Here is a 17,161-nt window from a genome sequence, read left to right on the forward strand (position 1 = left end):
TCCCCCTCCCCCCCCCTTTCCTTTTTTTGTCCCGCCCCCCGCCCGGGGGGGGGGGGGGGGGGGCGGGGGGGGGGGGGGGCCCGGGGGGGGGGGGGGGGGCCCCCCCCCGCGCGACCGGCCACGACGAAGCCGCGGCCGGGGAACGACCCGGGAGACGGGTCAGATGGTTATCGCATGCCCCACCAGGAGGCTCACCGCCGCGGCGATCGAGTCGGCGTCGATGCCCGCGTGGCGCAGCTGCTCCTCGGGGGTCGCCGAGGACGGCATGGTGCGCACGCCGAGCCGGACCATCCTCGGCTGCGGACGGCCGTCGGCGAACGCCTCCGCGACCGCGTCGCCGATCCCGCCCTCGGACCGGTGGTCCTCGACCGTCAGCAGGCAGTCCGTGGCCTCGGCCGCCGCCTGGAGCGTCTCCGCGTCGACGGGCTTGACCGAGTAGAGGTCGATCACCCGGACCGCGATCCCGGCCTCGGCGAGCATGCCGGCGGCCTTCAGCGCCTCGTGGACGGTGACACCGGCCGCGACGACGGTGACCCGGTCGTGCTCACTGGCGCGCAGGACGCGGGAGCCGCCGACGGGGAACTCCTCGTCGGGGCCGTACAGGACCGGTGTGGCGCCGCGGCTGGTGCGCAGGTAGCCGATCCCGGGGAGCTGGGCCATGTGCCGCACCAGCCGGGTCGTCTGGTTGGCGTCACAGGGGTAGAGCACGGTCGAGCCGTGCACGGAGCGCATCATGGCGAGGTCTTCGAGGCCCATCTGGGACGGGCCGTCCTGGCCGATGGCCACGCCTGCGTGGGAGCCGCAGAGCTGGATCGCGGTGCCGCTCACGGCGGCCATCCTGATGAAGTCGTGCGCCCGGGTGAGGAAGGCCGCGAAGGTCGTCGCGAACGGCAGGTAGCCCCGGGCCCGCATGCCCACCGCGGCGGCCACGAGCTGCTGCTCGGCGATGTAGAACTCGAAGTAGCGGTCCGGGTGGGCCTTGGCGAACGCCTGGACCCGCGTGGAGTCGGCGACCTCCCCGTCCAGGGCGACGACGTCGCCGCGCACCGCCCCGAGCGTGGCCAGGGCCTCGCCGTAGGCGTCGCGGGTCGCGACCTCGTCGCCGACGTCGTAGCGGGGGAACGCGGCCTCCCGGGACGGGGATGTCGGCCGGGGCGGCAGCTCGGGCGGCGCGGCCACCTCGACACGGATGTCGCGCACCCCGCCCAGTTCCTCGACGGCCTCCTGCGGGTGCGGCAGCGGCTTGCCGTGGAAGCCCTCCGCGTCCTCGGTCTCGGCGACGCCCCGGCCCTTGTGGGTACGGGCCAGCACCGCCGTGGGCCTGCCGGTCGTCGTGGTGGCCTCGGCGAAGGCGGCGTCGATGGCCTCCACGTCGTGGCCGTCGACCTCGATCGTGTGCCAGCCGAAGCCGCGCAGCCTGCGTTCGTAGGCGTCCAGGTCCCAGCCCTCGCGGGTGGGTCCGCGCTGGCCGAGCCGGTTGACGTCGACGATGAGGCCCAGGTTGTCCAGTCCGTCGTAGGCGGCGGCCTCGGCGGCCTCCCAGTTCGAGCCCTCGGCCATCTCGCTGTCGCCGCACAGCACCCACACGCGGTACGGCAGCCGGTCGAGGCGTTTGCCGGCGAGCGCCATACCGACGCCGATGGGCAGCCCCTGCCCGAGGGAGCCGGTGGCCACGTCCACCCAGGGGATGCGTGGGGTGGGATGTCCCTCCAGCACGCTGCCGTCGCGCCGGAAGGTGAGCAGTTCGGCCTCGTCGACGACGCCCACCGCGCGGTAGAGCGCGTACAGCAGGGGCGACGCGTGGCCCTTGGAGAGGATCAGCCGGTCGTTGCCCGGGTTGCCGGGCCGGTCGAAGTCGTAGCGCAGATGGTGGGCCAGCAGGACGGCTGCCAGGTCGGCGGCCGACATCGACGACGTCGGGTGGCCCGACTGCGCGGCGTCGGCCGCGCGGACCGCGTCCACGCGCAACTGCTGTCCCAGTTCCACCAGTTCCTCGGAGCGCATCGTGGGATTCCTCCTTCGGGATGGGTCGTCGGCGGCGCCCGGCCGACGGGCCGCGTCCCGCCGGCCTGCGGGAAGCCTCCTGTCCCGGACGGGTCCCCGGGTGTCCGCACGTCCTGGGCCGAAACCCGGGTACGGCCGCGGGCCGGTTCCGGCACCGCCGGCACCGCCGGCACCGCCGGCACCGCCGGTCACTCGTGGTCGTTCGGGTAGCCGCGCTCGCCCACGACCGGGGACGACGGCGGCACCATCACCTTGTAGCGGCGCGCGATGCTCGCGAACACCACCGTGCCGATCAGCCCGACCGCCATCAGGATCAGTCCGATCACATCGAGATTCGCGCCCTTGACGTGCCAGTCCGTCGCGAACGTGAGAATCGCTCCGACGGCCATCAGGACGATGCATCCTCCGAGACCCATGGAATATCACCTTTCTGTGCGATTGCCTCGCGGGCTCCGGGTACCCGGGGCGTGAACCGGTATGCGGCCGGTCGCTTCCGGTCGTCCGGTCCCTTCCGGTCATGGAGAGGAGTGAGCAGAGGTGAGGATCGCGTTTCTGGTGGCCCCCGAGGGCATCGAGCAGGTGGAGCTGACGGAGCCGTGGCAGGCCGTCGTCGCCACGGGTGACACACCGGTGCTGGTCTCGACGGAGCCGGGGCGGGTGCAGGCGTTCGACCATCTCGACAAGGCGGACACGTTCCCCGTCGACCAGGTGGTGGACGAGGCCGACCCGGCGGAGTTCGGCGGGCTGGTGCTGCCGGGCGGTGTCGCCAATCCGGACGCCCTGCGCATGAACGAGAAGGCGGTCGGGTTCGTGCGGTCGTTCTTCGAGTCGGGCAAGCCGGTGGCGGCCATCTGTCACGCGCCGTGGACGCTGGTCGAGGCGAACGTGGTCGACGGGCGGACCCTGACGTCGTGGCCGAGTCTGCGGACGGACATCCGCAACGCGGGCGGCACCTGGGTGGACGAGACGGTCCAGGTGTGCGGCGCGGGCCCCAACACACTCATCACCAGCCGCAATCCCGGCGATCTCAAGGCGTTCACGGACGCCTTCACCAAGGAATTCGCGAGGACGTCGACACCATGAGCGGTCCGGCGGCCCGGGAATTCTCCCGGCGTACGAACCTCGTTTGACGCGGGGGAACGAGGGGACGCGGGGACCATGCTCGAAATCGGATACACGATGATGACGGAACAGGTGACGAGCGACCACTATTTCCCGTGGCCCCACCTTCCGTTATCACCCCGCGGTGGTCGCGCAGAAGGCGGCGACCCTGCAACTGCTCTCCGAGGGCCGTTTCCGGCTCGGTCTCGGTGCCCCTCGGGATTGCGGTGTCCGGCGAGCAGTCCTGCGCCCTCGCGGGGCGGTACGCCGACCTCGTCATCGCCACGGAGCCGAAGGCGGGGCTGCTGGAGGCGTTCGACCGGCACGGGGGCGGGGGCAAGCCCCGGGTGGGTCAACTGCCCGTGTGCCACGACTCCGAGCTGCCGCACCCGGATTCCTTCGAGGCGGCGACCCGGTTCGTCACCGAGGAGGACGTGGCCGCGTCGATTCCGTGCGGCGACGACGTCGACGCGTTCGTGGACGCCGTACGCCCGTACGCAGAGGCCGGGTTCACCCAGGTCGCGCTGGTGCAGATCGGCGGCGACTCCCAGCCCGGCTTCCTGGAGTGGTCCGCCAAGTCCCTGCTGCCCGCGCTGCGCGACGCCTTCGGCTGAGGCACCGCGCGGTTCCGGGAACCCTCGCCGTCACGTGCCGAGCACACCTGGCAGCACCAGCAGGCCGAGGAGCACACCCGTGACGGTCCAGTGGGGCGAAGTGCCGCCGCCGGACGGGTGGACGGCGTGCAGCACCCCGGTGGCGAGGCCCGCGACGAGGTTCCCGGCGACCAGCAGGGCGCCGGTCAGCAGGAGTTTGACGGTGGTGCGGCCGGGCGGGGCGGCGAGGCAGAGCGGGACGAGCACACCGGCGGTGAGGACGGCCGCGAGCACGATCGTGACGTACATCTGCCGGCGCGCGGTGGGCAGGTCGTCGGCCAGCAGCCGGGCGAACACCAGGGTGCCGGCCGGTCCGAGGAGCGCCAGCAGCAGGGCCACGTCGGTGTAGGAGGGGCGGCCGTAGCCCTGGGCGAGCAGCAGCAGGACCAGGCAGAAGAGGAGCGTGGCGGTGTTCTGGCCGGTGACCCTGCGCCGCAGCGGTCCGGTCGTGACGGCCCGGACGGTCGGCGGGGCGCCGGCCAGGAGGAGAACGAAGGCGGTGGTGAGCCAGGGGTTCAACGGCGGTCACCGTCCCCGGGCGGAGGGTTCGGCGGGACGTCGTGGTGCTGGTCCCGGACGGCGCGTACGGCCAGGCAGGCCGCCCAGGCGCCCAGCGCGGCGGCCGAGGCGCCCACGACGACCTCCAGGACGTCGACGGGTCCGATCAGGACGAGCCACAGCCCGAACAGGGCGGGCCACCACACCACAAAGGTGACGGCGTCCCGCCGCGCACGCCGGAGTCCGCGGCCGTTCATCTCCCACACCACCCCCGACATCCGCATGGACCCTCGACATCCGGTACAGAACCATGCGCTTCGCCCGCCGTCCGGGTGCCACACCACGGTTCACCGCGTGTCGCGGACGACGAGGCGTCAACGCATCCGCATCCGGCACCGGCACCCCCGGCCCCCGGCGCACAGCCGCCACGGCGGCGTTCACCGCGGGTCGTCGGACGTGAGGCGGGCTCGTTGGGGGACGACGGTGTACTTCGGGTCCTCGGCGGAGGCGACGCCCGCGGCGAAGATCCCGAAGCGGGTGCAGGCCGACCCGGCGAGCAGGGCGAGTCCGCCGGCCAGCGCCGCCGGCCTGCTGCGTCCGGCGAGGGCGGCGCCCGCGGCCCCGGCGAGGGTCAGGACGCGTGCGGCCCGCAGCAGCCGTCCGCCCCTGCCCTCCCGCCAGGTCTCGGCGACGACCGGGCCCATGGCGCGTTCGGCGGCCCTGCTCGCGAGGGTCTCGCCGGCCGCGGCGAGCACGGCTGCGCAGCGTGCGGGCGTGTTCTCGGCACGCGGTCCGGCGACGAGGGCCATGCCGGAGGCGGCCGCGGTCGCGGACGCGGCGAAGAGGTAGGGCAGTTCGCGGTGGGCGCCGTGCCAGGCGGGGACGGCGGTGTCGGCGGCGAGCACGGCGGTGTAGGTGGCGAGGGCGGGGCCGAGGGCGGCGGCGACGGCGGTGGCGGCGGCACCCGACCTGGGGGCGCGGCCGGTGACCGCGCTCAGGGCCGCGGCGCCGGCGGCGGGGCCGTACGCGGACAGCAGCCAGGAGCCCATGCTCATGGGCGAGGTCGGTTTGACGACCCGGAGCATGTGGGCGAACCGCTCGGGCCGGCCGAGGTCGTGCACGAGGGCGGCGGCGGACAGCGAGACGGCCGTCAGCGAGGAGACCTTGAGCGCGGTCGCGGTCGTGCGCCGCCCGGTGAGCTGTGCCCCGGCGGCGAGCACGGAGCCCGCTCCGGCGAGCCCGCCGAGGAAGAAGTAGCCCGCGATGTCGCGCGGTGCCCACGACGGCGCCTTGATGACCGGGCGGCCGTAGTAGGAGGTGAACTCGGCGCGGTCCACCATCAGTTGCTCTCCCCTGCGGCGCCCGCTCACCGGCCCCGCCCCTTGTGTGCGAGGGCGGGCAGGGCGTACGAGACGGCGCAGCCGGCCAGCAGGGAGAGGGCCGCCGCTCCCGCGTGCTTCCACATGGCGGGCAGGTCGCGGGTGGTGACCTGCGGGTCGGGCGGGAGGCCGTAGGCCTCGGGTTCGGCGAGCAGCAGGAAGAACGCGCCGTCCCCGCCGACGCCGTCCTCGGGGTCGTGGCCGTACAGCCGCGCTCCGGGCACCCCTTCGTCCTGGAGCTGCGAGACGCGGGCGGCGGCGCGGTCGCGCAGTTCGTCGAGGGGACCGAACTGGATGGACTCGGTGGGGCACGCCTTGGCGCAGGCGGGCTCCTGTCCGGCGCCGAGCCGGTCGTAGCAGAGGGTGCACTTGAACGCCCGTCCGTCGCCCTCGCGTTGCTCGATGACGCCGTAGGGGCAGGCGGGTACGCAGTAGCCGCAGCCGTTGCAGATGTCCTCCTGGACGACGACCGTGCCGAACTCGGTGCGGAAGAGGGAGCCGGTGGGGCACACGTCGAGGCAGGCGGCGTGGGTGCAGTGCTTGCACACGTCCGACGACATCAGCCAGCGCAGTTCGCCGGGTGCGCTCCGCCCCCCGTCGGCGAGGGGGAGTTCGGTGCGGCCCTCGGGTGCGGGTACGCGTTCCTCGACGAAGGCGACGTGCCGCCAGGTGGAGGCGCCGAGGGCCTGGGTGTTGTCGTACGACATGCCCGTGAGGGAGAGGCCGTCCTCGGGGACGGCGTTCCACTCCTTGCAGGCGACCTCGCACGCCTTGCAGCCGATGCACACGGAGGTGTCGGTGAAGAAGCCGACGCGCGGCGGCGCGTCCTCGTGTCCGGCGTCCCCGGCCGGGTCCTCCTCGGGGCCGCTGAACAGGTTGCGGGTGAACAGGTCGCTGTCGAAGAGGTTCACGGGCGGGCCTCCGTCCCCGTGCTCGCGGTGATCCCCGCGCGGCGCCGGTAGTCGGCGACGAGCCGGGGCAGTTCCGGTCCGCGCGGGCGGCGGCCGGGGCGGATGTCCGCGGTCAGCGCCTTGTCCTCCTGGATGTGGGAGTCGGGGTCGAGCGCGATGGCGACCAGTTCGTTGGCGGCGTCGCCGGTGGCCACGCCGTTCGGCCCCCAGTGGAAGGGCAGGCCGATCTGGTGGACCCGGCGGCCGTGCACGGTCAGCGGGATGATCCGCTCGGTGACCAGCACCCGGGCCTCGACGGCGTTGCGCGCGGTGACGACGGTCGCCCATCCCCCGTGCTCCAGGCCGCGTTCGGCGGCGAGTTCGGGCGAGACCTCGCAGAAGAACTCCGGCTGGAGCTCGGACAGATAGGGCGACCAGCGGCTCATCCCGCCGGCGGTGAAGTGCTCGGTGAGCCGGTGGGTGGTGACGATGTACGGGTAGACGTCGGCGCCGGGCTCCGTGCCGCTCGGGTGGTAGCGGTTGCCCTCACGGGACATCGACCGGCGTACGGGAGAGCGGGACCGGTCGGGGTACAGGGCGTTGGTGAACGGCGAGTCCTGCGGCTCGTAGTGGGTGGGCAGCGGGCCGTCCTCGAGACCGGCCGGGACGTAGAGCCAGCCCTTGCCGTCGGCCTGCATGATGAACGGGTCGTCGCCGCGCAGCGCGTCGGGTCCCCTCGCCCCGTCCGGGGGTACGTGGTCGGGCGCCCGGTCGGGGATGAAGTCGGGCACGTCGTGGCCGGTCCAGCGCCGTTCTCCGGGGTCCCACCACACGTACGCCTTGCGGTCGCTCCACGGGGTGCCGTCGGGGGCGGCGGAGGCCCGGTTGTAGAGGATGCGCCGGTTGGCGGGCCAGGCCCAGGCCCATTCGGCCGCCACCCAGTCCTGTTCGGTACGGGGGGTGCGGCGGGCGGCCTGGTTGACGCCGTCGGCGTAGACACCGCAGTAGATCCAGCAGCCGCAGCGGGTCGAGCCGTCGTCCTTCAACTCGGTGTAGGCGCTGAGCGGCGCGCCGTCGGGGCCGTGTCCGTTGATCTCGGCGAGCACGGCGGCGGCCACCGGCTCGCGCAGCGGCCCCTCGACCGGGTAGTCCCAGGTCAGGTCCTGGATGGGCCGGTCCATGGGGTCCGTGGAGGAAGCGAGGCGTTCCTTGATGCGGCGGCCGAGGTGGTACATGAACCAGAGGTCGCTGCGGGCGTCCCCGCGCGGTTCGACGGCGGCGTGGTGCCACTGGAGCCAGCGGTTGGTGTTGGTGAAGGAGCCCGACTTCTCGGTGTGGGCGGCGGCCGGGAAGAAGAACACCTCGGTGGCGATGTCCTCGGTGCGCAGCTCGCCCGTCTCGATCTCGGGGCCGTCGCGCCACCAGGTGGCGGACTCGATGAGGGAGAAGTCCCGTACGACGAGCCAGTCCAGTTCGGCCATGCCGAGGCGTTGGAGGCGAGTGTTGGCGGAGCCCACGGCGGGGTTCTCGCCCAGCAGGAAGTAGCCCTTGCAGTCCCCGTCGAGCTGCGCCATGACCGTGTCGTAGGTGCTGTGCGAACCGGTCAGCCGGGGCAGGTGGTCGAAGCAGAAGTCATTGTCGGCCGTCGCCGCGTCGCCGTAGTACGCCTTCAGCAGGGACACGAAGTAGGCCCGCATCTCGCCCCAGAAGCCCTTGTCTGTGCGGCTGGCGGCGATGAAGTCGTCCAGCGTCTCGTGGGCGTGGGCGTGCGGCATGGGCAGATAGCCGGGGAGCAGGTTGAACAGGGTGGGGATGTCGCTGGAGCCCTGGATGGAGGCGTGGCCGCGCAGGGCCTGGATGCCGCCGCCGGGCCGGCCGATGTTGCCGAGCAGGAGCTGGAGGACGCTCGCGGCGCGGATGTACTGGGAGCCGGTGGTGTGCTGGGTCCAGCCCACGGCGTACACGAAGGCGCTGGTGCGTTCCCGCCCGGAGTTGGCGGTCAGGGCGTCGCAGACCTGACGGAACGTGTCCCGGGGGATGCCGCAGACCTGCTCCACGAGCTCGGGGGTGTAGCGGGCGTAGTGCCGCTTGAGGATCTGGTAGACGCAGCGCGGGTGCCGGAGCGTCTCGTCGCGGGCGGGCACGGGGTGGGCCTGGGCGCCGCCGGAGCCGTGGGTCTCGGAGCTGCCGGGCGGCCGGTCCGCGGCCTGTGCGGCGCGCTGTTCGTACTGCTCGTCCACCTCGCCGGTGGGCTGCTGGACCTGGCCGCTCTCGTAGCTCCAGCTCGTCGGGTCGTAGTGGTGGCGCTCCTCGTCCAGGCCGGAGAAGATCCCGCCCAGGTCCTCGGTGTCCTTGAAGTCCTCGCCGACGAGGGTGGCGGCGTTGGTGTAGGCGAGGACGTACTCGCGGAAGTCCTTCTCCTCGGTCAGGACGTGGTTGACGATCCCGCCGAGGAAGGCGATGTCGCTGCCCGCGCGGATCGGCACGTGCAGGTCGGCGAGGGCGCTGGTGCGGGTGAAGCGGGGGTCGACGTGGATGACGCGGGCGCCGCGCGCCTTGGCCTCCATCACCCACTGGAAGCCGACGGGGTGGGCCTCGGCGAAGTTGGAGCCCTCGATGACGATGCAGTCGGCGTGCTGGAGGTCCTGCATGAAGGTGGTGGCGCCGCCCCGGCCGAAGCTGGTGCCGAGGCCGGCGACGGTGGAGCTGTGGCAGACCCGGGCCTGGTTCTCCACCTGGACCACGCCGAGGCCGGTCAGCAGCTTCTTGATGAGGTAGTTCTCCTCGTTGTCCAGCGTGGCCCCGCCCAGGCTGGCGATGCCCATGGTGCGGGCGGTGCGCAGTCCCTCGTGCTCCCACTCCCAGCCGCGCCGCCGGGTCTCGATCACCCGGTCGGCGACCATGTCCATGGCCGTCTCCAGGTCGAGCGGTTCCCACTCGGTGGCGTACGGACGGCGGTGGAGGACCTGGTGGCCGCGGGCGGAGCCGGTGGTGAGCTGGAGGGTGGCCGAGCCCTTGGGGCACAACCGGCCGCGACTGACCGGCGAGTCGGGGTCGCCCTCGATCTGTACGACCTCGTCGCCCTTGACGTACACCTGCTGGCCGCAGCCGACGGCGCAGTAGGGGCACACCGACTTGACCACGCGGTCGGCGGTGTCCGTGCGCGGTCGCAGCCGCTCGGTCCGCGGCGACGTGGCGGCCCGGCCCCGGCCGAGCGGGTCGGCGCCGGTCAGCTGGCGGTAGACCGGCCAGCGGCGCAGGGGTTCGAACACACTCATGACGGCGTCCTCGTGTCGCGGGATGGTCCGGCTCCGTCCGGTGGTCCCTCGTCCAGGCTCGCGCGGCGACGGTGCGGTCGCGACCCGAGGGGCGGGCGGGTTCCGTGGCGCCGGGTACCCGGGAACGCATCCGGTACGCCGTACGACATACGCGCGCTCCCGTGGGGGCCGCGCACCCGGTGTCCCGACGGACCGGGGTGACCCTAGGCGGCGTTCCTCAGCACCTCGTCGCGCACCTGGTGGCACGAACGGCTGATCAGACGGGAGACGTGCATCTGGGAGATGCCGAGCTCCCGCGCGATGCTGCTCTGGGTCATGTCCTTGAAGAACCTCATGTAGAGGATGGTCTGTTCGCGCTCGGGCAGCGCCTCCAGATGGGGCCTGACGGCCTCCCGGTCCACGACGACGTCGTAGTCCGGCTCGGACTCGCCCAGGGCGTCGGCGAGCGAGAACCCGTCGTCGCCGCCCGGCAGTTCGGCGTCCAGGGACAGTGCGCTGTAGCTGTCCAGCGCCTCCAGGCCGGCGTGTACGTCCTCCTCGCTGAGGTCGGTGTGCGCGGCGATCTCGGCGACGGCGGGCCGGTGGTCCGTGACGCCGCGGGACAGCTCCTGGCAGGCGACGCGGACGCGGTTGCGCAGTTCCTGGACCCGGCGTGGCACGTGCAGGGTCCAGGTGTGGTCGCGGAAGTGCCGCTTGATCTCGCCGGTGACCGTCGGGACGGCGTAGCTCTCGAACGCCTTGCCCCGCTCCGGGTCGTACCGGTCGACGGCCTTGACCAGGCCGAGCGCCGCCACCTGGCAGAGGTCCTCGTAGCTCTCGCCCCGGCTGCGGAACCGCCCCGCGAGGCGTTCGGCCATCGGCAGCCAGGCTTCGACGATCTCCTCACGCAGCGTGTCGTGCCGCTGTCCTTCCGGCAACGCGGCCAGTTCCCGGAACGCCTCCCGTGTGTCGGGGGCGTCGTCGTGCGGATGGTGCTGCGCATGTGCAGTGGTTCGCATGATGCGTCGCAACTCCCTCGGGGACGAAACACTCTTTTTGCCCATGCCCGGGTCGGGGACGGGCAAACACGCGCGTGACGCGCGACATGACGTCGCAGCGCGAAAGGGGAACGAAAGGGGAGGACGCCTGATCCCCGAATTCCTGGGCACCCGAGGGTTCAGGAGGTTCGGATCATGGTTCCTATTCTGCTCGTTCTTCTTCTGGCACTCATTCTGTTCGGCGCCGGCTTCGCCCTGAAAATCCTGTGGTGGATCGCTCTCGTCGTGCTCGTGGTGTGGCTTCTGGGATTCCTCGTCCGCGGAACGTCGGCCAGTGGGGGCAGGGGCCGCTGGTATCGATGGTGAGGAAACCCACCAGCGTGGGGAAAGCCGGGGAATTCCGTTCCCCGGCTTTCTTCTGTCGGTGCCGCTCCCGGGACGTCAGTGCCGCTCGCCGGGCCCGCCGGGCACCCGCGCCAGTTCGGGCGACGAGGTGTCGAGCGGCACGGACCAGGACCGCACGAGGCCCAACTGCACGGCCTGGCGCGGCAGTACGGAGTCCAGCAGCCAGTCGGCGGCGACCCGGACGCGGTTTCCGGGCATCGCGGCCAGATGGTAACCCCGGGTGACTGCTCCCGCGAGCGGGACGGGCAGCGGGACTCCGAAGGGGTTGACGGCGGCCTTCGCCCCGCCGAGGTCGACCGCGAGGCCGAGGTCGGCGTGCCGGTAGGGCCGGCGCTCCCCGACACCGAGCGAGGCGGCCACGTTCTGCGCGGCGACCCTGCCCTGCCGCCAGGCGTGCTGCGCGGTCATCGCGGTGAACGACCCGGGGTCGTCGAGGTCGGGCACGGCCGCCGCGTCGCCGCAGGCGAACACGTCGGTCCGGCCCGGGACTTGCAGATAGGGGTCGACGACCAGCCGCCCGCGCTCCAGGGGTTGCCCGGTGCTCTCCACGAACGGGTCGGGGCGCACGCCCACGCACCACACCAGGGTGCGCGTGGGCACGAACTCCCCGTCGGTCAGCAGGACTCCGTCGCGTGTGGCCTCCTGCACGGAGGTGCCCATGCGCACCTCGACACCCCGTCCGCGCAGCACCCGGTCGGCGGTGGCGGACAGCCGTTCGTCCATCTCGGGCAGGACGCGCGGGGCGACGTCGAGCAGCATCCAGCGCGGCCGGTGACCGGAGCGCCGGAGGTCCTCGCGCACCTGGGAGTCGGTGTACATCTGGCCGTGCGCGGCGACCTCGGTGCCGGTGTAGCCGGCGCCGACCACGACGAACGTGGACCGCGCGGCCCGCGCCTCGGGTCCGGCCTCGGCGGCCAGTTCCATCTGCCGGGTGACGTGGTCGCGCAGATACAGCGCCTCGGGCAACCCCCGGAAACCATGGGCGTGTTCGGCGACACCGGGGATGGGCAGCAGCTTGTTCACACTGCCGACGGCCAGCACCAGCCGGTCGTAGGTCAGGGTGCCGTGGCCGCCCTCGGGGTCGGTGTGGCGCACGGTGCGTGCGTCGAGGTCGACGGACACGGCCTCGCCGAGCACCTGGCGCACCTGCGGCAGGGTGCCCGACAGGGACACCGTGACGCGGCGCGGCTCCAGGATGCCGGCGGCGACCTGCGGCAGCAGGGGGAGGTAGAGGAAGTAGTCGGTCGGGTTGAGCAGGATCACCTCGGCCCGGTGCCGGGTGAGCCGTGACAGGACGCGGGCCGTGCGGTACCCGGCGAAGCCGGCACCGACGATCAGGATGCGGGGTCGCCCCATGGCGTGCCTCCGGACGTTGCGGCGCGTAGGACCCGTCCCGCGTCCCCCTCACCCGGGCGGTCAAACGTGCCGGTGCGACGGCCCGGACGCACCCGGTTTCCGCCCCGGGCCGCTGGTTACTCGGAGGACGACCGGCCCCCGACCCCCGTGGAGGCGAAAGACACATGCCCGAGGACGGCTGCTCCCCGTCGTGCGAGGTCCTGTCGCGCGCGTTGCTTCCCTGCGAGTCGCCGTCGTGCGGGAAATGCGGCCCGCCGCCGCGACTGCCGGACGGCGACTGATCAGGGTGCACGGGGAGGTGTGATGAAACTGCGCCAGCCCGAAGTGTCCGTCTACACCGTGCCGACGGAGGCCCCCGAGGCGGACGCCACGCTGGCCTGGGACTCGACGACCGTGGTGCTGGCCGAGGTCTCGGCCGGCGGGTTGACGGGCACCGGCTGGACCTACGGCCCCGCGTCGGTCGGGCTGATGCTCGGCGAGCACCTGGCACCGCTGGTCGAGGGGCACGACGCGCTGGACATCCCGGCGCTGCACGACGCGATGTGCCGTTCCGTGCGCGACGCCGGCCGCCCCGGGATCACGGGCTGCGCGATCTCGGCGCTCGACCTGGCCCTGTGGGACCTCAAGGCGCGGCTGCTGGACCTGCCGCTGGCGCGGCTGCTGGGCTCGGCCCGTGCGTCGGTCCCGGTCTACGGCAGCGGCGGCTTCACGACGTACTCGGAGAAGCGGCTGGTCGCACAGCTGGCCGAGTGGGTGCACGGGCTGCTCATCCCGCGGGTCAAGATGAGGACGGGGCCCGGCCGGGGCGGGGAGCTGGACGGGGACCTGGCGCGGGTGCGCGCGGCCCGCCGGGCGATCGGTCCCGACGCCGAGCTGTACGTCGACGGCGGCGGCGCCCACACTCCCAAGCAGGCGCTGCGCGGCGGCCAGGCGCTCTCCCGGCTGGGGGTGAGCTGGTTCGAGGAGCCCGTGCCGTCCGACGACCTGGCCGGTCTCCGGCTGCTGCGCGACACGCTCGACTGCGACGTGGCGGCGGGCCGGCACGGCTACGACCTGCCGTACTTCGCCCGCATGATCGGCGCGGGCGCGGTGGACTGCCTCCAGATCGACGCGACGCGCTGCGGGGGCATCACCGAGTTCCTGCGCACGGCGTCGCTCGCGCACGCCCACGGCCTGGAGGTCTCCGCCCACGGCGCGCCGCACGCGCACGCCGCCGTGGCGGCCGCAATCCCGAACCTCCGGCACATCGAGTGGTTCCACGACCATGTGCGCATCGAGTCGATGTTCTTCGACGGCACCCTGGACCCGACGGGCGGCACGGTCCAGCCCTTCCAGGGCCCCGGCCACGGCCTGACCCTGCGCACCCAGGACGCGGCCCGCTACCGGGTCGCGTAGCGGAGGAGGTACGGCATGACACAGCGCGTACGGGAGATCATGACGCCCCACCCGGTGACGCTGACCGAGCGGGCGCCGATCCGTGAGGCGGCGCGGCTGATGCGGGAGCGGGGCATCGGCGAGGTCGTCGTCGTGGACGCGGAGCGGGTGCGCGGGGTGGTCACGGACCGGGATCTGACCGTCCGGGCCATGGCCGACGAGCGGAATCCCTCGCTGACGACCGTGGGGCAGGTGTGCAGCAGGGAGCTGGTCACCTGCGCGCCCGGGGACACGGTCGACGACACGGTCCGGCTGATGCGCGAGCACGCCCTGCGCCGGCTGCCGGTCGTCGACGGGGGCCGTCTCGTCGGCACGCTCACCCTGGGGGACGTCGCCGTGGCCCAGGACCCGGACTCGGCGCTCGCCGGCATCACCAGGGCGAGACCGAACCGCTAGTGCCCGGTCCTCCCCGGGGCGGGCCGGCCCCCTCCACTCAAACGGAAAGCCATTTCCGGTTACGTGCTACAGTCGACACATGACCGGAAAACATCTTCCGCATATCGCGGAGGGGATCGAGGGAGACGACATGACGACGACCGCGGACATCGTCAGCGCGATCGACACCGTGGCCCGCGGCTTCGTGCTCGCGGACGACAAGGACTGGGACGGCTACGAGGCCCTGCACGCCGAGCGGGTCTCGGTGGACTTCGGCGGCGTGAACGACAACGGCGGCGGAGGCGCCGGCGGCCCGATGACCGCCCGGGAGACCCGGGCCAACGCCGAGCGGGTGATCGGTCCGGTAACGGTCACCCAGCACCAGCTCTCCAGCTTCGTGGTGGACGTCGAGGGCGACGAGGCCACCGTCCGCTTCTACGAGGAGGCGCTGCACGTCCACCCCGCCCTGGGCGACGACCCCGCGCGCAACACGTGGACGATCTTCGGCAAGGGGACCCAGCGTCTCGTGCGGACGCCGGACGGCTGGCGCATCAGCCACGCGAGCCTGGTGCCCACCCACTCGACGGGCAACCCGACCTTCCTCGCCGACGTCGCCGCACTCGCTGCGTGACCGGCCCGAACCCCGTTCCCGGGCGGAACCGCGTCAGCCCGCCGACACCGCTGCCTCGCGGCCGAGCAGTTCCAGCATGCGGTGCAGTTCGACCGGCAGGTCGCCGGGCTTGCGCGAGGTGAGGAACGGGCCGTCCTCGACCAGCGGTTCGTCCACGTAGGTGCCGCCCGCCGCGACGATCTCGGGCGCCACCTCGTGCCAGGACGTCAAGGACCGTCCCTCCACGAGCCCGGCGGCGGCGAGCAGTTGGGGGCCGTGGCAGACGGCGCCGATCGGCTTCCCCGACCCGGCGAACTCCCGCACGAAGGCGAGGGCTTCCGGGTTCTCGCGCAGGGCGGTGGGGGCCAGGCCGCCCGGGATGAACAGCAGGTCGTAGTCGGCGGGTTCGCCCTCCGCGAGCGGCTTGGTCGCCTGGAGCCGCATGCCGCGGTAGGCGGTCAGCGGGCCGCCGTCCGGGGTGAGGACGTCGACGTCGTAGCCCTCCTCCACGAAGCGGTAGTAGGGGTAGAAGAACTCGACGTCCTCGACCTTGTCGGCGGTGAGGACGGCCACCCGGCCCGTGCGGGGCACGTCGGGGCGCAGGGCTGCGCGGTTGTCCACGGGGGTGTTCACGGGGGTGTTCACGACGGGATGCTCCTGTGTCACGGTCGTCTCCGGTGTTGCTGGTGTTCCGGTGTTTCTGGTGTCGCCGTCCGGCGCTTCGGATCGGCGGTGTCAGCGGTTGCTGGAGGCGAGGCCCGCCGGGGTGTTGCGGGCTCCCGCGACCTCGGTGTGCGGGACCGCCTCGTCGAGGGCGCGCAGTTCGTCGGCCGTAAGCGTGATGTCGGCGGCCGCCGCGTTCTCCTCCAGGTACGCGCGCCGCTTGGTGCCGGGGATGGGCACGGCGCCCTGTGCGGCCACCCAGGCCAGGGCGAGCTGGCCCGGTGTGACGTCCCGGGCCGCCGCGAGCAGTCGGACCTTCTCCACGAGGACCAGGTTGGCCGCGATGTTCTCCGCGGAGAAGCGGGGCAGCGTGCGCCGGGCGTCGTCCGGCTCCAGGTCGTCCGGGCTGCGGATGGCGCCGGTGAGGAACCCGCGGCCGATCGGCGAGAACGCGACCAGGCCGATGCCGAGTTCGTCGAGCGTGGCCTTGATCCCGTTGGTGAGCAGGTCCGGGCTGAACAGGGACAGCTCGGACTGCACGGCGGTCAGCGGATGGACGGCGTGGGCCCGGCGGATGGTCTCCGCGGACGCCTCGGACAGGCCCAGATGGCGGACCTTGCCCGCCCGGACCAGTTCGGCCATGGCGCCGACGGTGTCCTCGATGGGCACGGACGGGTCGGTGCGGTGCAGATAGTAGAGGTCGATGACGTCGGTGCCGAGGTGGCGCAGGGAGCGGTCGGCCGCCCGGCGCACGTACTCGGGGCTCCCGTTGATGCCGTGGGGCACACCGTCGTCGTCGAACTCGGTGGCGAACTTCGTCGCGAGGACGATCTCGTCGCGGCGTCCTCCCAGGGCCCGCCGCAGGAGCTTCTCGTTCTCGAAGGGGCCGTACGCCTCCGCGGTGTCGATGAACGTGACTCCGAGGTCGACCGCGCGGTTGAGGGTCGCGACGGACTCGGCCTCGTCCGCGCTGCCGTAGAACGCGCTCATGCCCATGGCGCCGAAGCCCTGGGCGGACACCTCCAGGCCCTGGCCGCCGAGATTGGTCTTCTTCAAGGTGCTACTCCTGATCGGGTCGTGCGAGTTGATCGCGATAGGCGTTGATCTTGCGGTCGATGGCGGCCAGATGCCGGCGGGTCTCGGCCATGCGGGTCCGCACGCGCTCGCGGTGCTCCTCCAGCAGCCGCATGCGCGCGGCCTCGGTGCCCGGCCGGCGGGCGAGTTCCACGTACGCGCGGATCTCGCCGATGTGCATGCCGGTGCCGCGCAGCATGGCGAGGCCGCCCAGCCAGCGCAGGTCGCGGGTGTGGTAGCGGCGCTGGCCGACGGCGTTGCGCGGGGTCGGCGAGAGGAGCAGCCCCTCGCGTTCGTAGTAGCGCAGGGCGTCGATGCTCAGGCCGCAGGCCGCCGCCGCCTCACCGATGGGCAGTCCCTCGTCGGGGACCGTCACGGCGACGTCCGGCATGATCAGGTCGCTCATGACTGTCAGCTTGCACCCTGGTGCGCACACCAGGGCAAATCTCGGTGCCGACCCGGCG

17 protein-coding genes and 1 pseudogene are annotated in these 17,161 nt (G+C 72.7%); 6 read left to right on the forward strand and 12 right to left on the reverse strand.

Annotation, left to right across the window (positions count from 1 at the left end):
- Window positions 1–159: 159 nt before the first annotated feature.
- Both AB0F77_RS36685 and AB0F77_RS36690 read right to left on the reverse strand, forming a co-directional pair.
- Window positions 160–2,004: a transketolase gene (locus tag AB0F77_RS36685; RefSeq protein ID WP_361957008.1), complete on the reverse strand. Its 1,845-nt coding sequence runs from the start codon at window positions 2,002–2,004 to the stop codon at window positions 160–162.
- 188 nt (window positions 2,005–2,192) lie between these two features.
- Window positions 2,193–2,420 (reverse strand): hypothetical protein, encoded by a 228-nt coding sequence (locus tag AB0F77_RS36690; protein ID WP_361957011.1) that lies wholly within the window; start codon window positions 2,418–2,420, stop codon window positions 2,193–2,195.
- Between the two features lie 121 nt (window positions 2,421–2,541).
- On the opposite strand from AB0F77_RS36690, the gene AB0F77_RS36695 reads away from it, so the two are divergent.
- Together AB0F77_RS36695 and AB0F77_RS36700 are read left to right on the forward strand one after the other, a co-directional pair.
- The gene (locus AB0F77_RS36695; RefSeq protein WP_361957014.1) at window positions 2,542–3,087 is read left to right on the forward strand and encodes a type 1 glutamine amidotransferase domain-containing protein; all 546 of its coding nucleotides are present in this window, start codon (window positions 2,542–2,544) and stop codon (window positions 3,085–3,087) included.
- A gap of 75 nt (window positions 3,088–3,162) precedes the next feature.
- Window positions 3,163–3,719, forward strand: a pseudogene (locus tag AB0F77_RS36700) (LLM class flavin-dependent oxidoreductase).
- Between the two features lie 30 nt (window positions 3,720–3,749).
- Here AB0F77_RS36700 and AB0F77_RS36705 read toward each other — a convergent pair.
- From AB0F77_RS36705 to AB0F77_RS36730, 6 genes are all read right to left on the reverse strand, one after another.
- Complete coding sequence (locus AB0F77_RS36705) at window positions 3,750–4,277, reverse strand: monovalent cation/H+ antiporter complex subunit F (protein ID WP_361957017.1); 528 nt, start codon at window positions 4,275–4,277, stop codon at window positions 3,750–3,752.
- Window positions 4,274–4,540, reverse strand: coding sequence for a hypothetical protein (locus AB0F77_RS36710; protein WP_361957020.1), 267 nt, complete (start codon window positions 4,538–4,540; stop codon window positions 4,274–4,276). The genes AB0F77_RS36705 and AB0F77_RS36710 overlap by 4 nt, the downstream gene beginning before the upstream one ends.
- Window positions 4,541–4,693: 153 nt before the next feature.
- On the reverse strand, window positions 4,694–5,596 hold the full coding sequence (gene nrfD / locus AB0F77_RS36715; RefSeq protein ID WP_361957152.1) for an NrfD/PsrC family molybdoenzyme membrane anchor subunit: 903 nt from the start codon (window positions 5,594–5,596) through the stop codon (window positions 4,694–4,696).
- Window positions 5,597–5,622: 26 nt separating this feature from the next.
- On the reverse strand, window positions 5,623–6,510 hold the full coding sequence (locus AB0F77_RS36720) for a 4Fe-4S dicluster domain-containing protein (protein ID WP_361957155.1): 888 nt from the start codon (window positions 6,508–6,510) through the stop codon (window positions 5,623–5,625).
- 32 nt (window positions 6,511–6,542) lie between these two features.
- A complete protein-coding gene (gene fdh, locus AB0F77_RS36725) occupies window positions 6,543–9,803 on the reverse strand; it encodes a formate dehydrogenase (RefSeq protein ID WP_361957022.1) in 3,261 nt (1,086 codons plus the stop codon).
- Between the two features lie 203 nt (window positions 9,804–10,006).
- The gene (locus tag AB0F77_RS36730) at window positions 10,007–10,801 is read right to left on the reverse strand and encodes a SigB/SigF/SigG family RNA polymerase sigma factor (RefSeq protein ID WP_361957024.1); all 795 of its coding nucleotides are present in this window, start codon (window positions 10,799–10,801) and stop codon (window positions 10,007–10,009) included.
- Between the two features lie 174 nt (window positions 10,802–10,975).
- Between AB0F77_RS36730 and AB0F77_RS36735 the strand changes: the two genes are divergently transcribed.
- On the forward strand, window positions 10,976–11,146 hold the full coding sequence (locus AB0F77_RS36735) for a hydrophobic protein (protein WP_361957027.1): 171 nt from the start codon (window positions 10,976–10,978) through the stop codon (window positions 11,144–11,146).
- Between the two features lie 75 nt (window positions 11,147–11,221).
- On the opposite strand, the gene AB0F77_RS36740 is transcribed toward AB0F77_RS36735, so the two are convergent.
- Complete coding sequence (locus AB0F77_RS36740) at window positions 11,222–12,541, reverse strand: NAD(P)/FAD-dependent oxidoreductase (protein WP_361957030.1); 1,320 nt, start codon at window positions 12,539–12,541, stop codon at window positions 11,222–11,224.
- A gap of 303 nt (window positions 12,542–12,844) precedes the next feature.
- Here AB0F77_RS36740 and AB0F77_RS36745 point away from each other — a divergent pair, with 303 nt between their 5' ends.
- The 3 genes from AB0F77_RS36745 (at window position 12,845) to AB0F77_RS36755 (ending at window position 14,981) form a co-directional block, all read left to right on the forward strand.
- Window positions 12,845–13,936, forward strand: a complete 1,092-nt coding sequence (locus AB0F77_RS36745; RefSeq protein WP_361957033.1) for an enolase C-terminal domain-like protein — start codon at window positions 12,845–12,847, stop codon at window positions 13,934–13,936.
- Between the two features lie 15 nt (window positions 13,937–13,951).
- Window positions 13,952–14,371, forward strand: a complete 420-nt coding sequence (locus AB0F77_RS36750; RefSeq protein ID WP_361957036.1) for a CBS domain-containing protein — start codon at window positions 13,952–13,954, stop codon at window positions 14,369–14,371.
- A gap of 130 nt (window positions 14,372–14,501) precedes the next feature.
- Window positions 14,502–14,981 (forward strand): nuclear transport factor 2 family protein, encoded by a 480-nt coding sequence (locus tag AB0F77_RS36755; RefSeq protein ID WP_361957039.1) that lies wholly within the window; start codon window positions 14,502–14,504, stop codon window positions 14,979–14,981.
- A 33-nt stretch (window positions 14,982–15,014) separates the two neighbouring features.
- Here AB0F77_RS36755 and AB0F77_RS36760 read toward each other — a convergent pair whose 3' ends face one another.
- From AB0F77_RS36760 to AB0F77_RS36770, 3 genes are all read right to left on the reverse strand, one after another.
- Complete coding sequence (locus tag AB0F77_RS36760) at window positions 15,015–15,605, reverse strand: type 1 glutamine amidotransferase domain-containing protein (RefSeq protein ID WP_361957042.1); 591 nt, start codon at window positions 15,603–15,605, stop codon at window positions 15,015–15,017.
- 90 nt (window positions 15,606–15,695) lie between these two features.
- Window positions 15,696–16,679, reverse strand: coding sequence for an aldo/keto reductase (locus tag AB0F77_RS36765; RefSeq protein WP_361957045.1), 984 nt, complete (start codon window positions 16,677–16,679; stop codon window positions 15,696–15,698).
- Between the two features lie 4 nt (window positions 16,680–16,683).
- Window positions 16,684–17,103 carry a MerR family transcriptional regulator gene (locus AB0F77_RS36770; protein WP_361957048.1) on the reverse strand — a complete coding sequence of 140 codons (420 nt, stop codon included), beginning with the start codon at window positions 17,101–17,103 and terminating at the stop codon, window positions 16,684–16,686.
- Window positions 17,104–17,161 lie beyond the last annotated feature (58 nt).

The organism is Streptomyces sp. NPDC026672 (assembly GCF_040638185.1).
Taxonomy (GTDB): domain Bacteria; phylum Actinomycetota; class Actinomycetes; order Streptomycetales; family Streptomycetaceae; genus Streptomyces.